The following is a 20,499-nucleotide window of genomic DNA, read 5'->3' on the forward strand; positions in this document are numbered from 1 at the left end:
CTACGGCCTACTGAATGAGGTAGATGACGATGAAGACGCCGATCCAGATGACGTCGACGAAGTGCCAGTAGTAGGAGGTCACCATGGCGGCGGTGGCCTGCGCCGGCGTGAACTTCGCCTTGGTGATGCGGAGCAGCACCACGATGAACGCGATGATGCCGGCGGTCACGTGCGCCATGTGGAAGCCCGTGATGATGTAGAACACGGAGCCGAACACACTCGACTGGATGGTCACACCGTGGGAGATCATCTCGTAGTACTCGAAGGCCACGAGACCGAGGAAGATCACACCGAGGGCGACGGTGACCCCGAGCCAGCGCCTCAGCTTGAAAACATCACCCCTTTCAGCCGCGAAAACGCCGAACTGCGAGGTAACGGAGGAGGTGATCAGAATCGCGGTGATGATTGCCCCGTACACCACGTTGAGATGGGCCGTCTGCTCCGACCAGTCACCTGCCTGACCGTTGGCACGCGACGTGAAGTACATCGCGAACAGTCCGGCGAAGAACATCAATTCCTGAGACAGGAACACGATCGTGCCGACACTGACCATGTTGGGGCGGTTCAGTGCGTCGACACGCGGTGTTGCTGTCGTTGCTTGGTTTGAAACTGCGCTCGTCACGTAGAACAGTATGGCTGTTCCGGGGCGAGAAGTCACTTCATCTCCCCCCGCTCTCGGGAGCAAAAGAGAGAGTCAACCTGCGGTTTTGGCCCCGCTCCGCGGTTTCTGAAAAATTTCGCCACCCCCGGGAACTTTTCGACCCCGGCATCCGACGCAGCGTTCCCGCAGGTCACCTCTCCCGATTCGGCCACCACACCCCGGGCGGCGACTGATTGTCGATATCCTACCCCACGACACGCCGGACAGCATCGAATCGACTCACCGCGCCCCGGAGATACAAATCACACCGGGTCGGGCCGTTTTGCCTCGACTTCATACTTTCGAATGACCCCTGCTTCCAGCACTTTCCCGTTCGGGTTGCGGGAAGGGGCGAAAGCCCCGGTGCAGCCGGGCCGCGCCCCACTCCCCGCATGGGCCGGTCGTGGCTCCCGGGCGCCGTGCCCTTCTCCCCCACCACGCGGGTGCGGGATCCACAAAACGGCGCCCGCGGTGAACGCGGACGCCGTGAGCTCGTGTGGCGTGTGCTTCTCAGGCGGCGAAGACTAGTGCTTCTCCCTCGGCATGCCGTACTGCAGATTGAGCATGGTGCAGGCCCAGATGAGGAGCGCGGCGCCGAGAGCGATCATCCAGTAGTGCCAGAAGGCGATGCCGTAGGCGAGAACCAGGATGCTCGCGGACATGACCACCGGCCAGATGGAGCCCGGGGAGAAGAAGCCGAGGATGCCGGCCTTGTCCTCCACCTCGGCCTCCTCCCAGTCCTCCGGGAGCACGTCGGCGCGGCGCTCGGTGATGTTGAGGTAGACGGCGAGCATCATCGCCAGCCCGAAAGAGAGGACCAGGGCGGTGATGCCGGCCCACTCTGAACCTCCGTAGTTAGCGTCGTCCTCGACGAAAGTGGTAGCGAGAATGTAGATCAGGGCGAGAACACCCAGGAATGCCGCAATGGCGTAAATGACTTTTGAACCAGCTCGCATGTTGTTCTCCTCGCCTTAAACGTTCTGGTTGGGGACGTCGAAGTTCTCGCCGTCGTTGGTCTGACGGGAAGAGTTGAACGGCCTGGTGGTCACCGCGAAGGGCTCCTCACCGATCGACGCCAGTGCCTCGGAGTTCGGGGCCTCCGGGTTGTCGAGACGGAACGCCATGTAGTCGGTGAACTGCTCGGGGGAGACAACACGGAGCTCGAAGTTCATCATCGCATGGTAGGTGCCGCACATCTCGGCGCAGCGGCCGACGAAGGCACCCTCTTCCTCGATGGCCTCGATCTGGAAGGAGCCCTGCTGCTGGTTCTGCTCCGGGTGGGCCATGACGTCACGCTTGAACAGGAACTCCGGGACCCAGAAGGAGTGGACCACGTCGCCGGAGGCCAGATCGAACTGGATTGTGGTGTTGGACGGGAGAACCAGAACCGGGACCTCCTCGGTGGTGCCGAGGGTCTCGACCTCGTTGTACCTCAGGTAGGACAGGTCACCCTTGGAGGTGCCGTGGATCGGGTTGGCGTTGCGCAGTTCCTCGGAGTCATGCTTGGTCTCCTCGGCGATGGCCTGACGCTCTTCGTCGATGCCATCGTATTCGGAGCCCGTCGGGCTCAGATCGGCGCCGATGTTCTGGTAACCGAACTTCCAGTTCCACTGGAAGGCCGTGACGTCGACTGTCACGTCCGGATCCTTGTCCAGGGCGACGACCTTCTGCTGCGTCTGGACGGTGAAGAAGAAGATCACCATGACGATGACGATCGGAATGATCGTCAGTGCCAGCTCAAGTGGAACGTTGTACTGGAGCTGCTTCGGGAACTCGCCCTTGCCCTGCTTCTCGGCCTTGCTGGCGCTCCACTTGAAGATCGCCCACAGGAACAGGGCCCACATGATCACGCCGATAATCCAGGCGGCGACCCAGACCCAGACCCAGAAGTTGTACATCGCCTCACCCTCAGGGGTGATGGGGTCCGGCCAGCCCATGTCCAGAATCCGGCTCACGGATTCCGGCGCGGCGATATCGCAGCCGGCCAGAGCCAAACCGCCGAGGGCCACAACGCCGGCGAGACCCGCCTTGCGGGCGAAGCCACGCTTATTTCGCTGTTCCACGTGTGTCTGCCTTCCTGTCCACACAAATTCTTTGAACACTTGTGAAGTATTCCTAACTAAGCAGGATAGTTCATGGACAGACTTCATCCACGCGGTTGTCTCCCGCCGAGCCGGATTCGCCCACAGAGGTGTCCCTATGAAGCACCCAGGATGTTACAGCCCATGTGCAGGAACCGGCGAATGTCCCCTTCCCCCTCACTACCCGGCTGTTAGACAATTCACAGGCGGAAATGGGTGGCATCATCCGAAAGTTCCCACCCATGGGGGGTTCTTTTCTCCCCCTCCCCCTTTTCCGGTCCTCCCCGGGGCCACCGACGGGAAGTGGGAGTATCCTCTACCGGTTGTCTCCGCCACACCGTCAGCACCTGAGACGCCGCCCTGTCCGTGGCGCGTTCACACCTTGTACCGGACGGGCCGTAAGGTGGGACCATCACTTCTCGCCTGTCCCATATATAGAGGAGAACATCAACCACCATGTGCGGGCTTCTTGGCATGCTGACGAGCAACGCGAATGCGGCACAGTTCACCGACGCCGTGGAAAGGGCACTGCCGTGCATGCGCCACCGCGGCCCCGACGAGGCCGGTAGCTGGCACGACGAGGACGTCGTCTACGGGTTCAACCGTCTGTCCATCATTGATCTGGAGCACTCCCACCAGCCGCTGCGGTGGGGGCCGGCCGAGTCGCCGGAGCGCTACGCGCTGACGTTCAACGGCGAGATCTACAACTACCTGGAACTGCGCGAGGAGCTCCAGGACCTCGGGTACACCTTCCACACCTCCGGCGACTCCGAGACGATCGTCGTCGGATACCACCACTGGGGAGAGAAGGTCGTCGAGCACCTGCGCGGCATGTTCGGCATCGCCATCTGGGACACCCGGGAGAAGGTGCTGTTCCTGGCGCGCGACCAGTTCGGCATCAAGCCGCTCTACTACGCCACGACCGCCGCCGGCACGGCCTTCAGCTCGGAGAAGAAGTCCCTCCTGGAGATGGCCCCGGAGCTGGGTCTAGATCTGGACCTTGACCGCCGCGCGATCGAGCATTACGTGGACCTGCAGTACGTCCCCGAGCCGGAGAGCCTGCACACCGGCATCCGCCGCCTCGAGTCCGGCTGCACCGCCACCCTGCGTCCGGGAGGGGAGGTCGTCGCCAGGCGCTACTTCAAGCCGAACTTCGACGTCACCCCGGTCCCCAAGGGCCGTGAACAGGACCTGTTCGACCGGATCGCCCACGCGTTGGAGGACTCCGTCGCCAAGCACATGCGCGCCGACGTCACGGTGGGCTCCTTCCTCTCCGGCGGCATCGACTCCACCGCCATCGCCGCCCTGGCCAAGCGCCACAACCCGGATCTGCTGACCTTCACCACCGGCTTCGAGCGCGAGGGCTACTCCGAGGTCGACGTCGCCGCCGAATCCGCCGCGGCCATCGGCGTCGAGCACATCGTCAAGGTCGTCTCCCCCGAGGAATACGCCGATGCCATCCCGAAGATCATGTGGTACCTCGACGACCCGGTCGCCGACCCGTCGCTGGTGCCGCTGTACTTCGTCGCGGCCGAGGCCCGCAAGCATGTCAAGGTCGTGCTCTCCGGCGAGGGCGCCGACGAGCTCTTCGGCGGCTACACCATCTACAAGGAGCCGCTGTCGCTCGCGCCCTTCGAGAAAATCCCCTCCCCGCTGCGCAAGGGGTTGCGGAAGCTCGGGCAGGTGCTCCCCGACGGCATGAAGGGCAAGTCTCTGCTCGATCGCGGCACCATGACCATGGAGGAGCGCTACTACGGCAACGCCCGCTCCTTCAATTTCGAGCAGCTGCAGCGCGTGCTGCCCTGGGCGAAGCCCGAGTGGGACCACCGCGAGGTCACTGCCCCGGTCTACGAGGTCAACAGACACATGGACCCGGTCGCCCGGATGCAGCACCTGGATCTGTTCACCTGGATGCGTGGCGACATCCTGGTCAAGGCCGACAAGATCAACATGGCCAACTCCCTGGAGCTGCGCGTGCCGTTCCTGGACAAGGAGGTCTTCAACGTCGCCCAGACCATCCCGCACGACCTGAAGATCGCTGACGGCACCACCAAGTACGCGCTGCGCAAGGCGCTCGAGCAGATCGTCCCGCCGCACGTGCTGCACCGCAGGAAGCTGGGTTTCCCGGTGCCGATGCGCCACTGGCTGGCCGGCGACGAGCTGTACGGCTGGGCCCAGGACACCATCACCGAGTCCCAGACTGATGAGATCTTCGACCGCGGGCAGGTCCTGGAGATGCTCAAGGAGCACCGCGACGGCGTCACCGACCACTCGCGCCGCCTGTGGACCGTGCTGGCGTTCATGGTCTGGCACGGCATCTTCATGGAGAAGCGCATCGATCCGAAGATCGAGCGGAAGGATTACCCGGTCGACCTCTGATCCTGGCTGACCGCCGACAGCTGACCGTCGGGTTTTGACGGCCCCCGCTCACCCTCCTCTCGGAGGGTGGGCGGGGGTCTCGTCTTGGGCGGGGGTCCGTTTCCCGTACCGTCACTGTGACGCCCGGGTCCGCGGTGCCGTCCCGCGCAGGGCACGTCGGCCGTCCCACGCTCCCCCGCGAACGCAAACGGCGCCCTCTCCCCACCTCGGGGAAGGGGCGCCGCAATTTCTGCGAACTGAAGATCCGAACTGAAGGCCTAGTTGAAAGAGTCGCCGCAGGCGCAGGAGCCGCCGGCGTTCGGGTTGTCGATGGTGAAACCCTGTGCCTCGATGGTGTCGGAGAAGTCGATGCGTGCACCGGTCAGGTACGGCACGGACATCTTGTCCACGGTCAGGCGCACACCGCCGACCTCGTCGACCTTGTCGCCGTCGAGGGAACGGTCGTCGAAGTAGAGCTGGTAGCGCAGACCGGCGCAGCCGCCCGGCTGAACAGCGATACGCAGGGACAGATCGTCGCGACCCTCCTGGTCGAGCAGGGCCTTGGCCTTGGCAGCCGCGGATTCGGTGAGGATCACACCGGTGCTGGAGGTCGGGGCAGTCATATTGTTCTCCTTGCCTGTGTTACTTCGTGGTGCGCCAGGAACTCCCCGGCCAGCGGGGAAGCCTTTGTTGTCGCCCACCCTACTCCGGATGAGAAGGTAACGGTACCCCACGGGTTAGTACGGGATGACCGGTGACGATGGTGCGCTCCCCGGCGCGGGGGCGGAACAACACCATCTTAATTCACGGGCTCACTCGGTATAAACGCCTGGAGGCCGACCCGTATTCCCTCTCGGCCACATTTGCCTTGTAGCCTTATGAGCGTGAAACTCCCCTGGCAGAAACCCGACGATTCCTCCCCGAACAAGGCCTCCTCGACCGCCGCCTCCGCGCTCGGCGCCGATGACACGGGCGCTGTGGCATCCGACGAGGCCGTTCCGCAGGAGAAGCGCCCCAAGGGCTACACCCCGCCGAAGGGCCGGCCCACCCCGAAGCGTCGCGAGGTCGAGATCGAGCGCGGCGTCATCCGCGATCCCAGCGGCGTGCCGCGCAATCAGGCGGAGGCGGCCGCCAGGCGCAAGGAACTGAAGAAGTCCATGTCCAAGGAGGAGTGGAAGGACTACAAGCGCAAGGAGCGCGAGGAGACCCGCCGCCGCCAGCGTGAGGCCCAGGCGGCCATGGATCGCGGCGAGGAGAAGTTCCTGCTGCCGCGCGACAAGGGTGAGGTCCGCCGCTACGTCCGCGACTGGGTGGACTCCCGCCGCTTCGTCAGCAACGCCGTCATGCCGGTCGCCCTGGTCCTGCTCCTGGTCCTGCTGCTCGGTTCCGCGCTGCCCACGCTGGCCAACGTCACCTCGTTGGCCGGCATGGTCCTGATCCTCGTCTTCCTCGTCGAGGGCATCTGGCTGGGCCGTTCCGTCAACAAGTCCGTGCGCGCGAAGTTCCCGGGCACCACGGAAACCGGTTTCGCCCTGGGCTTCTACGCCTACTCCCGCGCCACCCAGCCGCGTAAGTGGCGTACCCCGAAGCCGCGGGTGAAGATCGGCGACCAGGTGTAGCCGACGGATAACCGACTCCCCGGACTCGCTAGATTCGGGGGGTACGTGAGTATCCCCTCCCCCGCCCACCGACCAGGAGAATCCATGGAAACGACCCCGCCGCTGTTCGCCCCCATCACCGTCCCCGACGAGCAGGCGGGCCAGGCGGTGCGGGAGACACTCGCCGGGGCCGCCACCCCGGGGGCGTCGCTGGGCCGGCTCGGGGAGGTCGCCGCGTGGGTCGCCGCCTGCCAGGGTGCGACCCCGCCGGCCCCGTTGCGACGCCCGCGGGTGGTCGTTTTCGCCGGTGACCACGGCGTCGCGAAGCGCGGCATCTCCGCGCTGGACCCGTCCTCCTCCGTCCACCAGGCCGCCGACATCGCCGCCGGGGGTGGTGCGGTCAACGTCTTCGCCCGCGCGGCGGGGGCCTCCGTCCGGTTGGTCGACGTCTCCCTGGACCACGACGTCGCAGGCGAGGAGCGGGTCTCCCGTTCCTGCGGTGCCATCGACGTCGAGGACGCCATGACCCGCGGGGAGCTGGACCGTGCCCTGGCGATCGGGAAGGCCGTGGCCGACCAGGAGATCGACGCCGGGGCGGATCTGCTCGTCCCGGGCGATCTGGGGGTGGGCAACACCACCGTCGCCGCCGCCGTCATCGGGTCCTTCACCCGCACCGAGCCGGTCGCGGTCATCGGCCCCGGTTCCGGCATCACCGACGAGGTCTGGAAGGTGAAGGTCTCCGCCCTGCGCGACGCGATGTTCCGCGCGCGTTCGATGACCGGCCGCCCGCTGGAGGTGCTGCAGACGATCTCGTCACCCGACTTCGCCGCGCTGGTGGCCTTCATCGCGCAGGCGGCCGTGCGCCGCACCCCGGTGCTTCTCGACGGCGCGCCCGTCACCGCCGCGGCCTACGTCGCCGAGAAGCTCGCCCCCGGGGCGCGGGCCTGGTTCGCCGCCGGCCAGCTGACCCCGGAGCCGGCGCACCTGATCGCCCTGCAGGCCCTCGAGCTGACCCCGCTGCTCGCGCTCGACATGCGGGTCGGCCAGGGCACCGGGGCGCTGGCCGCGCTTCCGCTGCTCTCGGTGGCCGTCGAGCTGGTGGCCGACGAATTCGCCGCGCGGGCGGAGGAACGGGCCCAATCGGGCTCGCACCGCTACGAGGGCTGACCGCGGCCACGACTCCCCTCAACGGCAACGGCCCCGGCCCGCCACCTGGTTCTCAGGTGCGGGCCGGGGCCGTGGGTGTCTCTCTGGGTGGGAAACCTGCGCCGGTGCGGTCGGGTGTCCTACTTCGCCGGAACCAGGGTGTGGAGCCAGCCGTGGATGTCCTCGGCCTCGCCGCGCTGGATGGCGGTCAGGCGCTCGCGCATGGCCATGGTCACCGCGCCGGCCTCGTTGTTGTTGACCAGGTACTCGCCGTCGTTGGACAGCACGCGGCCGACCGGGGTGATCACGGCGGCGGTGCCGCAGGCCATGGCCTCGGTCATCGCTCCGGAGGCGGCGTCGTCGCGCCACTCGTCGGTGGAGATGCGGCGTTCCTCGACGTCGTGGCCGAGGTCGCGGGCGACCTGCAGCAGGGAGTCGCGGGTCACGCCGGGCAGGAGGGAACCGGACAACGCCGGGGTGACCACCTTCGCGTCCGCACCGGAGCCGTAGACGAACATGAGGTTCATGCCGCCCATCTCCTCGATGTACCGGTGCTCGATGGCGTCCAGCCACACGACCTGGTCGCAGCCCTTCTCCTCCGCCTGGGCCTGGGCCAGCAGAGAGGCGGCGTAGTTGCCGGCGAACTTCGCGGCGCCGGTGCCACCGGGGGCGGCGCGGACGTAGTCCTCGCTCAGCCACACCGAGACCGGCTTGACGCCACCGGTGAAGTAGGCGCCCGACGGGGAGGCGATGACGATGAAGCGGTAGGCGTTCGCCGGGGAGACACCCAGCGAGACCTCGGTGGAGATCATGAACGGGCGGATGTAGAGGCTGGCCTCGCCGCCGGCGGCGGGCACCCACTCGGAGTCGATGTCGACGAGCAGGCGGATGGCCTCGATGAAGTCCTCGACCGGCAGCGGCGGCATGGCCATGCGCTCGGCGGAGCGCTGCATGCGCTGCGCGTTCTCCTCCGGGCGGAAGGTGGCGATGGCGCCGTCCGGCTGGCGGTAGGCCTTGATGCCCTCGAAGATGGCCTGTCCGTAGTGGAACACGGTGGTCGCCGGGTCCATCGGGATGGCCTGGTAGGGGCCCACCTGGGCGTTGTGCCAGCCGTCCTCCTCGGTCCAGTCGATGGTGACCATGTGGTCGGTGAAATTCTTGCCGAACCTGGGATTCGCGAGGATGTCCGCGCGCTCCTCCGGGGACGTCGGAGCCTCGGTGCGGTTCACGGTGAAGTTGAGAGACGTCATGGCAGAAACGTTACACCGGGGGTTTGCCCCGGTCGGACGTGAGGCGGGGCACTCCCGGCTGCCGTGGCGCGGTCGTCGTTAAGCTGGGGCCGATACGCAATTCAACTCAGTGACCGACCGAGAGGAACCCTCATGGCGAAACCCACCTTCCAGCTTCCGGCGCGCGGCGCCTCCCCTGACCTGGAACTGGCGAAGAAGGCCCCGAAGAACGCGGACGTCTATCTCGTCCCCGTGTTCAAGGGTGAGGAGGGCCTCGAGCTGCCGGCCTCCGCACTGCTTGACGACGCCGCCCTGCGCACCGTGCTGGAGACCCTCACCGCCGTCGGCGCCACCGGCAAGGCCGACGAGATCACCCGCGTGCCCGCCCCGGAGAAGGTCGCCGCCGACTCCATCGTGGCCGTGGGCCTCGGCGACTCCGAGGACGTGACCCACGAGACCGTGCGCCGCGCCGCCGGTGCGGCCGCCCGCTCCCTGACGGGCGTGGGCACCGCCGTGACGACGGTGGGCGACTTCGGGCTCGGCCCGGCCGTCGAGGGCGTGGCACTGGGTGCCTACCAGTTCCGCGGCATCCGCAGCGAGGAGCCGACCGCCGACGCCCTGCCGGTGGAGAAGGTCATCTTCCTCGGTGACACGAAGGCCGCCAAGGATGAGTTCGTCACCGCCCAGATCACCGCCGAGTCGGTGCTGCTGGCCCGCGACCTGGTCAACACCCCGGCCTCCCACCTCTACCCCGAGGCCTACGCGGGCATCCTGGCCGCGGCGGGCAGGGACGCGGGCCTCGACGTCGAGGTGCTCGACGAGGACGCGCTGGAGAAGGAGGGCTTCGGCGGCATCCTGGCCGTCGGCCGGGGCTCTGCCCGTCCGCCGCGCCTGGTGCGCCTGAGCTGGTCGCCGCGCAAGGCGAAGACCTCGGTGGCACTGGTGGGCAAGGGCATCACCTTCGACACCGGCGGTATCTCCCTGAAGCCCGCCGCCAAGATGGAGGACATGATCTCGGACATGGGTGGCTCCGCCGCCGTGGCCGCCACGATCATCGCCGCCGCACGCCTGAACCTGCCGGTGAAGGTCACCGCCACCCTGCCGCTGGCGGAGAACATGCCGTCCGGCACCGCCACCCGCCCGGGGGATGTGATCACCCATTACGGGGGGCTGACCTCCGAGATCATCAACACCGACGCCGAGGGCCGCCTCGTGCTCGCCGACGCCCTGGCCCGCGCCAGCGAGGACGACCCCGACTACCTGGTCGAGACCGCCACCCTGACCGGTGCGCAGATGGTCGCCCTCGGAGCCAGGACCGCCGGTGTCATGGGCACCGACGAGTTCCGCGACCGCGTGGCCGGGACGGGGCGTTCCGTCGGCGAGCCGGCGTGGGCGATGCCGCTGCTCGAGGAGCAGGCCGAGGAGCTGAAGTCCCCGGTCGCCGACATCCGCAACTCCCACAACTCCCGCAACGCGGGCATGCTGTTCGCCGGCCTGTACCTGTCGAAGTTCATCCACGAGGACATCGAGTGGGCCCACGTGGACATCGCCGGCCCGTCCTTCAACACCGGCGGGGTCAGCGGCTACACCGTCAAGCGCGCCACCGGCGTGCCGGTGCGCACCTTCGTGACCCTGCTGCGCGAGCTCGCCGAGCAGAAGTAGCCGGCGCTCGACGGACAGCGCAGCGCGGGAAAATACACTTCCGTGGATCCGCGGAAGTGCATCAGCCCAGTTCACAACTCCGCGTGGACTGGGCTGAAGTGTATTTTCCGGCCGGCCACTCCCCTCGGCGGAGCCGGCTCAGGCGTCGGGCAGTTCGCCACGTTCGAATCGCGCGCGGCGGGCCCGCTGCTCCGCACGCTTGCGCAGCAGCCGGTCGCGTTCGATGCGGCGGCGCATGCGTTGGGGGTACCCGGTGTCTTCGACGTCGTAGATCGGGCAGTTGAGCAGCTTCGCCACCGCGTCAATGCCCTTCGGCCCGCCGATACGGCGGCGGGTGAACTCGCCGTTCTCGTCGACGAGCACCACGGACATCTCGTTGACCACCGTTTCCGGCTCAATGTAGGCCTCGATGAAGGCGCGCCCGGCCGCCCAGTTCTTCAGGTGGTCGCGGTCCTCGGGACGGATGGTCTCACCGGGCCCGCGGGGCGGGCGCAGACCTCCCCGGGGCTTCTTGCGACCGAATATGTTGAACACGTCCTACAATTGTAGGGGCAAAGTTTTCTCCAGTGCGGTCACCTCCGTCGATCCCACGGCCACCGGTCGACACATACCCCCGGCTGTGGACACGGGAGCGGGAGTGAACCGGTACGCTGAGGACTATTAGCTTCCGATTTACACACGACTTTCCGAGGAGTCAGAACAACATGGCGTTCTCCGTAGAGATGCCCGAACTGGGCGAATCCGTCACCGAAGGCACTATCACCCAGTGGCTGAAGTCCGTCGGCGACACCGTCGAGGTCGACGAGCCGTTGCTCGAGGTCTCCACCGACAAGGTCGACACGGAGATCCCCTCCCCGGCCGCCGGCGTGCTGCTGGAGATCAAGGCCGAGGAGGACGACACCGTCGACGTCGGCGCCGTGATCGCGACCATCGGCGAGGAGGGTGAGTCCGCCGGTGACTCCGATTCTTCCGACGATGAGGTCAACGAGAACGCCGAGCAGGTCGATCCCTCCGGCGGCCAGGATGTCGCGCAGGTCGACCCCGCACAGGACTCCTCCGAGAAGGCCACCGAAGCCAAGGGCTCCTCCACCGATGTCGAGATGCCGGAGCTGGGCGAGTCCGTCACCGAGGGCACCATCACCCAGTGGCTGAAGTCCGTCGGCGACACCGTCGAGGTCGACGAGCCGCTGCTCGAGGTCTCCACCGACAAGGTCGACACCGAGATCCCCTCCCCCGTCGCCGGTACCCTCCAGGAGATCCTGGCCGAGGAGGACGACACCGTCGACGTCGGTGCCATCATCGCGCGCATCGGCTCCGGCGAGGCCCCGCAGGCCGAGGAGAAGGAGGAGGACCGCGAGGTCCCGTCCGAGGAAGCCATCCAGGAGTCCGAATCCAAGGATGAGAAGGACACCGTCGAGGAGGCCCAGGAGCCCGAGTCCGACGACTCCGGTTCCGCTGACTCCGCCGACGCCACCGATGTCGAGATGCCGGAGCTGGGCGAGTCCGTCACCGAGGGCACCATCACCCAGTGGCTGAAGTCCGTCGGCGACACCGTCGAGGTCGACGAGCCGCTGCTCGAGGTCTCCACCGACAAGGTCGACACCGAGATCCCCTCCCCCGTCGCCGGTACCCTCCAGGAGATCCTGGCCGAGGAGGACGACACCGTCGACGTCGGCGCCATCATCGCCCGCATCGGCTCCGGCGAAGCCCCGAAGAAGAAGGAGGCTCCGAAGAAGGAAGAGCCCAAGGCCGAGCCGAAGAAGGAAGCTAAGCCTGAGAAGAAGGAGGAGCCCAAGAAGGAGGCTCCGAAGGCTGAGCCCATCGGGCGGAGCCCCGGCGACTCCTCCGAGAGTGAGGGCAAGGGCGCCCCGAAGCAGGAGTCCGGGAAGAAGGTCAACAACGACAACGTCCCGTACGTCACCCCGCTGGTGCGCAAGCTGGCCGACAAGCACGGCGTCGACCTGAACACCGTTGAGGGCACGGGCGTCGGTGGCCGCATCCGTAAGCAGGACGTCCTGGCCGCCGCCGAGGGTGGCGCCGAGGGCAAGGACGAGAAGGCCGCCCCGAAGGGCGAGCGCGCCAACTGGTCCACCAAGTCCGTGGACCCGGCCAAGGCCGAGCTGATCGGTACGACCCAGAAGGTCAACCGCATCCGCGAGATCACCGCCGCCAAGATGGTCGAGTCCCTGCAGACCTCCGCGCAGCTGACCCACGTCCAGGAGGTCGACATGACCCGGGTCGCGGAGCTGCGCAAGGCCAACAAGCAGGCTTTCGTGGACAAGCACGGCGCGAACCCGACCTACCTGGTCTTCATCGTCAAGGCCGTCGCCGAGGCTCTGGTCTCCCACCCGAACGTCAACGCGTCCTACAACGCCGAGACCAAGGAGATGACCTACCACGCTGATGTCAACATCGGCATCGCCGTGGACACCCCGCAGGGTCTGCTGGTCCCGGTCATCAAGAAGGCCCAGGACCTGTCCCTGCCGGAGATCGCCAAGGAGATCGTCGACCTGGCCGAGCGTGCGCGCAACAAGAAGCTGCGCCCCGACGACCTGTCCGGCGGCACCTTCACGGTGACCAACATCGGCTCCGAGGGCGCCCTGCTGGACACCCCGGTGCTGACCCCGCCGCAGGCCGGCATCCTGGGCACCGCCGCGATCGAGAAGCGCCCGGTCGTCGTCACCGACGAGGGCGTGGACTCCATCGCCATCCGCCAGATGGCCTACCTGCCGTTCACCTACGACCACCAGGTGGTCGACGGTGCCGACGCAGGCCGGTTCATCACCACCATCAAGGACCGTCTCGAGACCGCCGACTTCGAGTCCGACCTGCAGCTGTAACCCACGGCGCCGGTAGGAACCGCCCGCTCCCCACCCGGGAGCGGGCGGTTTTCCGTGTCTTCCGTGTCTTCTGTGTCTTCCGGGGGTGGGCGGAAGCCCGCCACCGCCCACCCGCGTGGCGCTTCCGATCCCCCCGATCCCGGTGAGGAGATCACGGTCCGCGCCTCCCCCGTCCAGCCCCTCCCACGGACAGCGGAAAGTGCGCGGCTGCGCACTCTCACCGGCGCTGATCGCCCACCACGCCCCGCGGGTGTCGATAAGTGAATACCTTTCGTCGCCCTTCAGCCGGACTGTCGTCCGGTTAACAGTTCGGCGCACCATATAATCAGGGCGACACAGCACACCGTCTCAAGGAGCTTGTTCCGTATGACTCTGACCCCGGTCACCGACCCCGCGTCCTTCCCGGCGCGCCATCTCGGCCCTGACGACGAGGAGAGGGCGGTGATGCTCGAGCGTGTCGGTTATTCGTCGCTGGATGCGCTTCTCGACGCCGCCCTGCCCGCCGACATCCGGGCCGGTGCGGCCCCGCAGCTCGACGAGGCGCTGAGCGAGTACGACGCCCAGGCGGTCCTGCGTGACTACGCGGGCCGGAACGTCGTGCTCAAGGCCTTCTACGGTCAGGGTTTCTCGGACACGATCACCCCACCGGTCATCCGCCGCAACGTGGTGGAGGATCCGGGCTGGTACACCGCCTACACCCCCTACCAGCCGGAGATCTCCCAGGGTCGCCTGGAAGCCCTGCTGAACTTCCAGACCATGGTCTCCGAGCTGACCGGTCTGCCGGTCGCGAACGCCTCCCTGTTGGACGAGGCCTCCGCCGTCGCCGAGGCCGTGGGCCTGATGTCGCGGGCGAAGAAGAAGGGCCGCCGTGTCATCCTGGATTCCCGCCTGCACCCGCAGGTCCTGGGGGTGGCGGCCGAGCGGGCGCGCGCCATCGACCTCGAGGTGGAGATCACCGATCTGAGCTCCGGGCTCGTCGGCGAGGATCTCGTCGGCGTGGTCATCGCCTACCCGGGCACGGAGGGCGATATCGCCGATCCGCGCGCGGTGATCGAGGCGATCCACTCCCGCGACGGGCTGGCGACCGTGGTCACCGATCCGCTGTCGCTGATGCTGCTGGAGTCGCCCGGGGAGCTCGGTGCGGACATCGCGGTGGGCAACTCGCAGCGTTTCGGCGTGCCGCTGTTCTTCGGCGGTCCGCACGCCGCCTACATGGCCGTCAGCGACAAGCTGAAGCGCCAGCTGCCCGGCCGCCTGGTGGGCGTGTCCGTCGACGCCGACGGCCGTCCCGCGTACCGTCTGGCGCTGCAGACCCGTGAGCAGCACATCCGGCGTGAGCGCGCCACCTCCAATATCTGCACCGCCCAGGCGCTGCTGGCCGTCACGGCGTCGATGTACGCCGTCTACCACGGCCCCGCCGGCCTGAAGAACATCGCCGAGCACGTCCACTCCCTGGCCACCAGCTTCGCCGCCACCGTGCGGGAGGCCGGCGCCGAGGTCGTCCACGGGCACTTCTTCGACACCGTCGCGGTGCGCACCCCGGGCCGGGCGCAGGCGGTCGTCGACCAGCTGGCCGAGGCCGGCTACCTGGTCCGGCCCATCGACGCCGACACCGTGGGCGTCTCCTTCGGCGAGTCCGCCACGGCGGCCGACGTCGCGGAGCTGGCGAAGGCCTTCGGCGCCTCCGCGGCCGTTGAGGGCGCGTCCGCGCTGCCGGAGGGGCTGGTCCGCGCCGGGACGCCGCTGACCCACCCGATCTTCAGCTCCATCCACTCCGAGTCGCAGATGATGCGCTACCTGCGCACCCTGTCCGACAAGGATCTCGCGCTCGACCGCACCATGATTCCGCTGGGTTCGTGCACGATGAAGCTCAACCCGGCCGCCGGCCTGGAGGCGATCACCTGGCCGGAGTTCGCGAACGTCCACCCCTACGCCCCCGACACCCAGACCGTCGGCTGGCGTGCGCTGATCGAGCAGCTGGAGGGCTGGCTGGCGGCGCTGACCGGTTACGCCAGGGTCTCCGTGCAGCCGAACGCCGGTTCCCAGGGCGAGCTGGCCGGCCTGCTGGCCATCCGCCGCTACCACCTGTCCCGGGGTGACGACCAGCGCGACATCTGCCTGGTGCCGGCCTCGGCGCACGGCACCAACGCGGCGTCGGCGACGCTGGCGAACCTGCGCGTGGTGGTCGTGGCCACCGCCGACGACGGCTCCATCGACCTGGCGGATCTGGACGCCAAGCTGGAGAAGCACGGCAAGAACGTCGCGGCGATCATGATCACCTACCCGTCGACCCACGGCGTCTTCGAGAACACCGTGCGCACGGTGTGCGAGAAGGTGCACGCCGCGGGCGGGCAGGTCTACATCGACGGGGCGAACATGAACGCCCTCACGGGCCTGGCGAAGCCGGGTGAGTTCGGCGGCGACGTCTCCCACCTGAACCTGCACAAGACGTTCACCATCCCGCACGGCGGTGGTGGCCCGGGCGTCGGCCCGGTGGCCGTGGCCGAGCACCTGGTGCCGTTCCTGCCCTCCGACCCGGCGACGGCCGACGCGTCGGCCCCGGTCAGCGGGGAGGCGGGCGTGCCGATCGCCTCGACGCGTTTCGGTTCCGCCGGCGTGCTGCAGATCTCCTGGGCCTACATCGCGATGATGGGAGCGGAGGGGCTGGCGCAGGCTACCGCGCACGCCATCCTGGGCGCGAACTACCTGGCGCGTGAGCTGTCCGACTCCTTCCCCATCCTCTACACCGGCAACGAGGGCCTGGTGGCCCACGAGTGCATCCTCGACCTGCGCGAGCTGACCAGCCAGTCGGGGGTGACGGCCGCGGACGTCGCCAAGCGGCTGGTCGACTTCGGCTTCCACGCCCCCACCCTGGCCTTCCCGGTCGCCGGCACGCTGATGGTCGAGCCGACCGAGTCCGAGGACCTGGCCGAGCTGGACCGCTTCATCGAGGCGATGCGGACCATCCGCGCCGAGATCCAGGAGATCATCGACGGCCGCGTCGGCTACGAGGACTCCGTGCTGCGGCACGCGCCGTTCACCGCCTGGTCGGTGTCCAACTCGGAGTGGGACCACGCCTTCAGTCGTGAGCAGGCCGCCTGGCCGGTGCCGGGCCTGCGGAAGGTGAAGTACTTCCCGCCGGTGCGCCGCCTCGACGAGGCCTACGGCGACCGTAACCTGGTGTGCGCCTGCCCGCCGCCGGAGGCCTTCGACATCGACGAGACCGACGAGACCGCTGACCACGAGGAGAACTAGATGACCGACCTGCGTCACAGCCCCCTGCACGCCGAGCACGAGGCGCTCGGTGCCAGCTTCACCCCCTTCGGACCGTGGAACATGCCACTGAAGTACGGCAACGAGCTCGACGAGCACCGCGCCGTCCGCGAGTCCGCGGGTCTGTTCGACCTGTCCCACATGGGTGAAATCCGGGTGAGCGGCCCCGGGGCCGGGGAGTTCCTCGACTACGCCCTGATCTCCACCCTGTCGACCCTCAAGGTCGGCAAGGCGAAGTACTCCATGCTCGTCGACGCCGCGGGTGGCATCCTCGACGACCTCATCTCCTACCGGCTGGCCGAGGACGAGTACCTGGTCATCCCCAACGCCGGCAACACCGACGTCGTCCGGGAGGCCTTCCAGGCCCGCACGGACGGCTTCGACGTGCGGCTGGCCGACGAGTCGCTGGACACCGCGCTCGTGGCCGTCCAGGGCCCGGAGTCGGAGGCCGTCCTGCTCGGGCTCGTCGCCGAGTCCGACCGCGACGTCATCCGGGAGATGAAATACTACGCCGCGGCCCCGCTGACCGTCGCGGGCGTCGAGACGCTGGTGGCCCGCACCGGCTACACCGGGGAGGACGGCTTCGAGCTCTACGTGCCGAACGACTCCGCCGTGGAACTGTGGCGCTCCCTGCTCGAGGCCGGGCGTGAGGCCGGGGTGCGGCCGGCCGGGCTGGCCGCGCGCGACTCCCTGCGCCTGGAGGCCGGCATGCCGCTCTACGGCAACGAGCTGAGCACCGACATCACCCCCGTCGAGGCCGGTATGGCCCGCGCCTTCGCGAAGAAGGAGGGCGATTTCGTCGGCCGCGAGGCACTCGGCGGCCGCCAGCCCGAGCGGCTGATCGCCGGGCTGGTGGGCGAGGGCCGGCGCGCCGCGCGGGGCGGTTCCGAGGTGTTCCTCGGTGACCGGCTGGTCGGCGTGGTCACCTCCGGCCAGCCCTCCCCCACTCTCGGGTACCCGGTCGCCCTGGCTCTGCTGGACCCGACCGCCACGGGCGAGGGCACGGAGCTCGAGGTCGACATCCGGGGTAAGCGCCACCCCTTCACCGTGGCGAAGACCCCCTTTTACCAGCGCGAAAAGTAGCGCGCAACGCAGCCCCGCCCCCGGCGGGGCAGGCTAGAATTTCACCGACATCATCTGAAGACAGAAAGGCACGCGCCATGGCCACCCTGCCCGAGAACTACTCCTACTCCGCGGACCACGAGTGGATCGACGTCGCCGCCGACGCCGTCGTCGGCTCCACCGTCAAGGTCGGCATCACCTCCGTGGCCGCCGAGCGCCTCGGCGAGGTCGTCTTCGCCGAGCTGCCCGAGGTGGGCGACTCGCTGACCGCCGGCGAGACCTGCGGCGAGGTGGAGTCCACCAAGTCGGTCTCCGACCTGTACTCCCCGGTCACGGGCACCGTCACCAAGGTCAACGACGCCGTGCACGACAACTACGGCATCATCAACGAGGACCCCTTCGTCGAAGGCTGGCTCTTCGAGGTCGAGGTCACCGAGGCCGGTCCGCTGATGACCGCCACGGAGTACGCGGAGGCCAACGGCGTGTAGTCGCGGAACGCGCGGTTCTCCCCCGGGTGGTGCCGACGTCCCCGGCGTCGGTGCGGCCCGGGGGTTTTGTCGTTGCGGCGCCTGGGCTGCAACGCTTGCCGACGCCGCGCTCACCGGCCCCGTTCGGGGCACCACGGCGCCCCTGCCTAGTACCCTGGATACATCATGACTGCACCGCGCGATCCCTTCTTCCCCGCCGACCGTTCCATCCGCGCCAGCTCCGAACCGGTCGAGATCCGCCGCCTCGGCACCGTCGACTACCAGGAGGCCTGGGAGCTGCAGGCCTCCCTGGCGAGACAGCGCGCCGCCGACGGGATCCCCGACCAGCTGCTGCTGCTGGAACACCCCTCGGTCTACACCGCGGGCAAACGCACCCAGCCCGAGGACCGCCCCACCAACGGCCAGCCCGTCATCGACGTCGACCGGGGCGGGCGCATCACCTGGCACGGCGAGGGCCAGCTGGTGGCCTACCCCATCATCCGGCTCGCCGAGCCCGTCGACGTCGTCGACTACGTCCGCCGCCTCGAGGAGGCGGTCATCCAGGTCGTGCGCCGGGCCGGGATCCCGGACGCCGGGCGCATCGACGGCCGCTCCGGGGTGTGGGTGCCCGCCGACGGCACCCGCCGGGACCGCAAGGTCGCCGCGCTGGGCATCCGCATCAGCCGCGGCGTGACCATGCACGGTCTGGCCCTGAACTGCTCCAACACCCTGGAGTTCTACGACCACATCGTCGCCTGCGGCATCGACGACGCGGACGTGACCACCCTCAGCCTCGAGCTGGGCCGGCAGGTCACCCTCGAGGAGATGACGGACCCGCTGATCACGGCGCTCGACGATGCCCTGGCGGGCCGGCTGACCGTCGCCGACCACACCTTCGGCTCGGCCCCGGACCCCACGAAGGGGCTGCCGCGCAACCGGGTCCGGAGCTGACCCCACCCCCGTTTTCACTTGTTCGACGCTTATCAGACGAAAGAGTACGGTGAATTTTGTGACTATCGCACCTGAAGGACGCAAGATGCTCCGGGTCGAGGCCCGCAACGCCCAGACCCCGATCGAGAGCAAGCCCCGCTGGATCCGCACCTCGGTGAAGACCGGTCCGGAGTACCGGGACATGAAGGAACGTGTCTCCGGCGCCTCGCTGCACACCGTGTGCCAGGAGGCGGGCTGCCCGAACATCCACGAGTGCTGGGAGTCGCGCGAGGCCACCTTCCTGATCGGTGGCGCGAACTGCTCGCGCCGCTGCGACTTCTGCCAGATCAACTCCGCGAAGCCGGAGCCCCTGGACCGCGACGAGCCGCGCCGCGTGGCCGAGAACGTCCGCGAGATGGGCCTGAACTACTCCACCATCACCGGGGTCACCCGTGATGACCTCGAGGACGAGGGCGCCTGGCTCTACGCCGAGGTCGTGCGCCAGATCCACGCGCTCAACCCGCACACCGGCGTGGAGAACCTGGTCCCGGACTTCTCCGGCAAGCCGGATCTCCTCGCCGAGGTCTTCGAGTCCCGCCCGGAGGTCTTCGCCCACAACGTGGAGACCGTCCCGCGCATCTTCCGCCGCATCCGCCCGGCCTTCCGCTACGAGCGTTCCCTCGACGTCATCCGCCAGGCGCGGGACTTCGGGCTGATCACCAAGTCGAACCTCATCCTCGGCATGGGTGAGACCCCCGAGGAGATCCGCGAGGCGCTGGCCGACCTGCACAGCGCCGGCACCGACATCATCACCATCACCCAGTACCTGCGCCCCGGCCCGATGTACCACCCCATCGACCGCTGGGTGAAGCCGGAGGAGTTCGTCGAACACGCCGAGTACGCCAAGGAGCTCGGCTTCGGTGCGGTCATGTCCGGCCCGCTGGTCCGCTCCTCCTACCGCGCCGGCCGCCTCTACACCGAGGCCATGCACGCCCGCGGTCTCGAGGTCCCGGAGAACCTGAAGCACCTGGAGCAGACCTCCCAGGGCGCGACCACCCAGGAGGCCTCCACCCTGCTGGACAAGTACGGCCCCTCCCAGGACGTCCCGGTCGGCTCCTCCCGCTAGTTCCCACGGCTGTTTCCCACCCGGCGGGGCCGGGGCCGCACCTGGGTGGTGCGGCCCCGGCCCCGTTTCCCGATTCCACTGGTCCTT

The 20,499-nt window shown here is 68.1% G+C and carries 16 protein-coding genes; 10 read left to right on the top strand and 6 right to left on the bottom strand.

Annotated features, from left to right (window positions below; genetic code table 11):
• Positions 1 to 7 precede the first annotated feature (7 nt).
• The 3 genes from ctaE to ctaC all read right to left on the bottom strand — a co-directional run bounded on the left by ctaE (position 8) and on the right by ctaC (position 2,703).
• Positions 8 to 622: an aa3-type cytochrome oxidase subunit III gene (ctaE, locus tag A605_RS09740; RefSeq protein WP_081602116.1), complete on the bottom strand. Its 615-nt coding sequence runs from the start codon at positions 620 to 622 to the stop codon at positions 8 to 10.
• A gap of 542 nt (positions 623 to 1,164) precedes the next feature.
• Entirely contained in the window at positions 1,165 to 1,596 is a 432-nt protein-coding gene (gene ctaF / locus A605_RS09745) for an aa3-type cytochrome oxidase subunit IV (RefSeq protein WP_015401346.1), read from the bottom strand.
• A 15-nt stretch (positions 1,597 to 1,611) separates the two neighbouring features.
• The gene (ctaC, locus tag A605_RS09750; protein WP_015401347.1) at positions 1,612 to 2,703 is read right to left on the bottom strand and encodes an aa3-type cytochrome oxidase subunit II; all 1,092 of its coding nucleotides are present in this window, start codon (positions 2,701 to 2,703) and stop codon (positions 1,612 to 1,614) included.
• 474 nt (positions 2,704 to 3,177) lie between these two features.
• Between ctaC and asnB the strand changes: the two genes are divergently transcribed.
• Positions 3,178 to 5,100 (top strand): asparagine synthase (glutamine-hydrolyzing), encoded by a 1,923-nt coding sequence (gene asnB / locus A605_RS09755; protein ID WP_015401348.1) that lies wholly within the window; start codon positions 3,178 to 3,180, stop codon positions 5,098 to 5,100.
• Between the two features lie 257 nt (positions 5,101 to 5,357).
• Here asnB and A605_RS09760 read toward each other — a convergent pair whose 3' ends face one another.
• The gene (locus tag A605_RS09760) at positions 5,358 to 5,702 is read right to left on the bottom strand and encodes a HesB/IscA family protein (RefSeq protein WP_015401349.1); all 345 of its coding nucleotides are present in this window, start codon (positions 5,700 to 5,702) and stop codon (positions 5,358 to 5,360) included.
• A gap of 261 nt (positions 5,703 to 5,963) precedes the next feature.
• Here A605_RS09760 and A605_RS09765 point away from each other — a divergent pair, with 261 nt between their 5' ends.
• Both A605_RS09765 and A605_RS09770 read left to right on the top strand, forming a co-directional pair.
• Positions 5,964 to 6,698 carry a DUF3043 domain-containing protein gene (locus A605_RS09765; RefSeq protein WP_015401350.1) on the top strand — a complete coding sequence of 245 codons (735 nt, stop codon included), beginning with the start codon at positions 5,964 to 5,966 and terminating at the stop codon, positions 6,696 to 6,698.
• Positions 6,699 to 6,782: 84 nt separating this feature from the next.
• Positions 6,783 to 7,844 carry a nicotinate-nucleotide--dimethylbenzimidazole phosphoribosyltransferase gene (locus A605_RS09770; protein WP_015401351.1) on the top strand — a complete coding sequence of 354 codons (1,062 nt, stop codon included), beginning with the start codon at positions 6,783 to 6,785 and terminating at the stop codon, positions 7,842 to 7,844.
• 119 nt (positions 7,845 to 7,963) lie between these two features.
• On the opposite strand, the gene A605_RS09775 is transcribed toward A605_RS09770, so the two are convergent.
• Complete coding sequence (locus tag A605_RS09775) at positions 7,964 to 9,073, bottom strand: branched-chain amino acid aminotransferase (RefSeq protein WP_015401352.1); 1,110 nt, start codon at positions 9,071 to 9,073, stop codon at positions 7,964 to 7,966.
• Between the two features lie 132 nt (positions 9,074 to 9,205).
• Here A605_RS09775 and A605_RS09780 point away from each other — a divergent pair, with 132 nt between their 5' ends.
• Positions 9,206 to 10,714, top strand: coding sequence for a leucyl aminopeptidase (locus A605_RS09780; protein ID WP_015401353.1), 1,509 nt, complete (start codon positions 9,206 to 9,208; stop codon positions 10,712 to 10,714).
• 138 nt (positions 10,715 to 10,852) lie between these two features.
• On the opposite strand, the gene A605_RS09785 is transcribed toward A605_RS09780, so the two are convergent.
• Positions 10,853 to 11,248, bottom strand: coding sequence for a hypothetical protein (locus tag A605_RS09785; protein WP_015401354.1), 396 nt, complete (start codon positions 11,246 to 11,248; stop codon positions 10,853 to 10,855).
• A gap of 170 nt (positions 11,249 to 11,418) precedes the next feature.
• Between A605_RS09785 and sucB the strand changes: the two genes are divergently transcribed.
• The 6 genes from sucB to A605_RS09815 all read left to right on the top strand — a co-directional run bounded on the left by sucB (position 11,419) and on the right by A605_RS09815 (position 20,412).
• Positions 11,419 to 13,554 carry a 2-oxoglutarate dehydrogenase, E2 component, dihydrolipoamide succinyltransferase gene (gene sucB, locus A605_RS09790; RefSeq protein ID WP_015401355.1) on the top strand — a complete coding sequence of 712 codons (2,136 nt, stop codon included), beginning with the start codon at positions 11,419 to 11,421 and terminating at the stop codon, positions 13,552 to 13,554.
• Between the two features lie 366 nt (positions 13,555 to 13,920).
• The gene (gcvP, locus tag A605_RS09795) at positions 13,921 to 16,809 is read left to right on the top strand and encodes an aminomethyl-transferring glycine dehydrogenase (RefSeq protein ID WP_015401356.1); all 2,889 of its coding nucleotides are present in this window, start codon (positions 13,921 to 13,923) and stop codon (positions 16,807 to 16,809) included.
• Entirely contained in the window at positions 16,810 to 17,910 is a 1,101-nt protein-coding gene (gene gcvT, locus A605_RS09800; RefSeq protein ID WP_015401357.1) for a glycine cleavage system aminomethyltransferase GcvT, read from the top strand. It abuts the gene before it with no gap.
• A 77-nt stretch (positions 17,911 to 17,987) separates the two neighbouring features.
• Entirely contained in the window at positions 17,988 to 18,377 is a 390-nt protein-coding gene (gene gcvH / locus A605_RS09805; RefSeq protein ID WP_015401358.1) for a glycine cleavage system protein GcvH, read from the top strand.
• Positions 18,378 to 18,542: 165 nt separating this feature from the next.
• Positions 18,543 to 19,307, top strand: a complete 765-nt coding sequence (gene lipB, locus A605_RS09810) for a lipoyl(octanoyl) transferase LipB (RefSeq protein WP_015401359.1) — start codon at positions 18,543 to 18,545, stop codon at positions 19,305 to 19,307.
• A gap of 58 nt (positions 19,308 to 19,365) precedes the next feature.
• Positions 19,366 to 20,412 carry a lipoyl synthase gene (locus A605_RS09815; RefSeq protein ID WP_015401360.1) on the top strand — a complete coding sequence of 349 codons (1,047 nt, stop codon included), beginning with the start codon at positions 19,366 to 19,368 and terminating at the stop codon, positions 20,410 to 20,412.
• The last annotated feature ends 87 nt before the right edge of the window (positions 20,413 to 20,499 follow it).

Origin of the sequence: Corynebacterium halotolerans YIM 70093 = DSM 44683 (assembly GCF_000341345.1) — a bacterium.
Lineage (GTDB): Bacteria > Actinomycetota > Actinomycetes > Mycobacteriales > Mycobacteriaceae > Corynebacterium > Corynebacterium halotolerans.

What these genes read in the sequence shown, in the direction of transcription:
- ctaF (WP_015401346.1), bottom strand. Translation starts at nt 1,596, where the DNA reads ATGCGAGCTGGTTCAAAAGTCATTTACGCCATTGCGGCATTCCTGGGT.
- asnB (WP_015401348.1), top strand. Translation starts at nt 3,178, where the DNA reads ATGTGCGGGCTTCTTGGCATGCTGACGAGCAACGCGAATGCGGCACAG.
- A605_RS09760 (WP_015401349.1), bottom strand. Translation starts at nt 5,702, where the DNA reads ATGACTGCCCCGACCTCCAGCACCGGTGTGATCCTCACCGAATCCGCG.
- A605_RS09770 (WP_015401351.1), top strand. Translation starts at nt 6,783, where the DNA reads ATGGAAACGACCCCGCCGCTGTTCGCCCCCATCACCGTCCCCGACGAG.
- A605_RS09775 (WP_015401352.1), bottom strand. Translation starts at nt 9,073, where the DNA reads ATGACGTCTCTCAACTTCACCGTGAACCGCACCGAGGCTCCGACGTCC.
- A605_RS09780 (WP_015401353.1), top strand. Translation starts at nt 9,206, where the DNA reads ATGGCGAAACCCACCTTCCAGCTTCCGGCGCGCGGCGCCTCCCCTGAC.
- sucB (WP_015401355.1), top strand. Translation starts at nt 11,419, where the DNA reads ATGGCGTTCTCCGTAGAGATGCCCGAACTGGGCGAATCCGTCACCGAA.
- gcvP (WP_015401356.1), top strand. Translation starts at nt 13,921, where the DNA reads ATGACTCTGACCCCGGTCACCGACCCCGCGTCCTTCCCGGCGCGCCAT.
- gcvT (WP_015401357.1), top strand. Translation starts at nt 16,810, where the DNA reads ATGACCGACCTGCGTCACAGCCCCCTGCACGCCGAGCACGAGGCGCTC.
- gcvH (WP_015401358.1), top strand. Translation starts at nt 17,988, where the DNA reads ATGGCCACCCTGCCCGAGAACTACTCCTACTCCGCGGACCACGAGTGG.
- lipB (WP_015401359.1), top strand. Translation starts at nt 18,543, where the DNA reads ATGACTGCACCGCGCGATCCCTTCTTCCCCGCCGACCGTTCCATCCGC.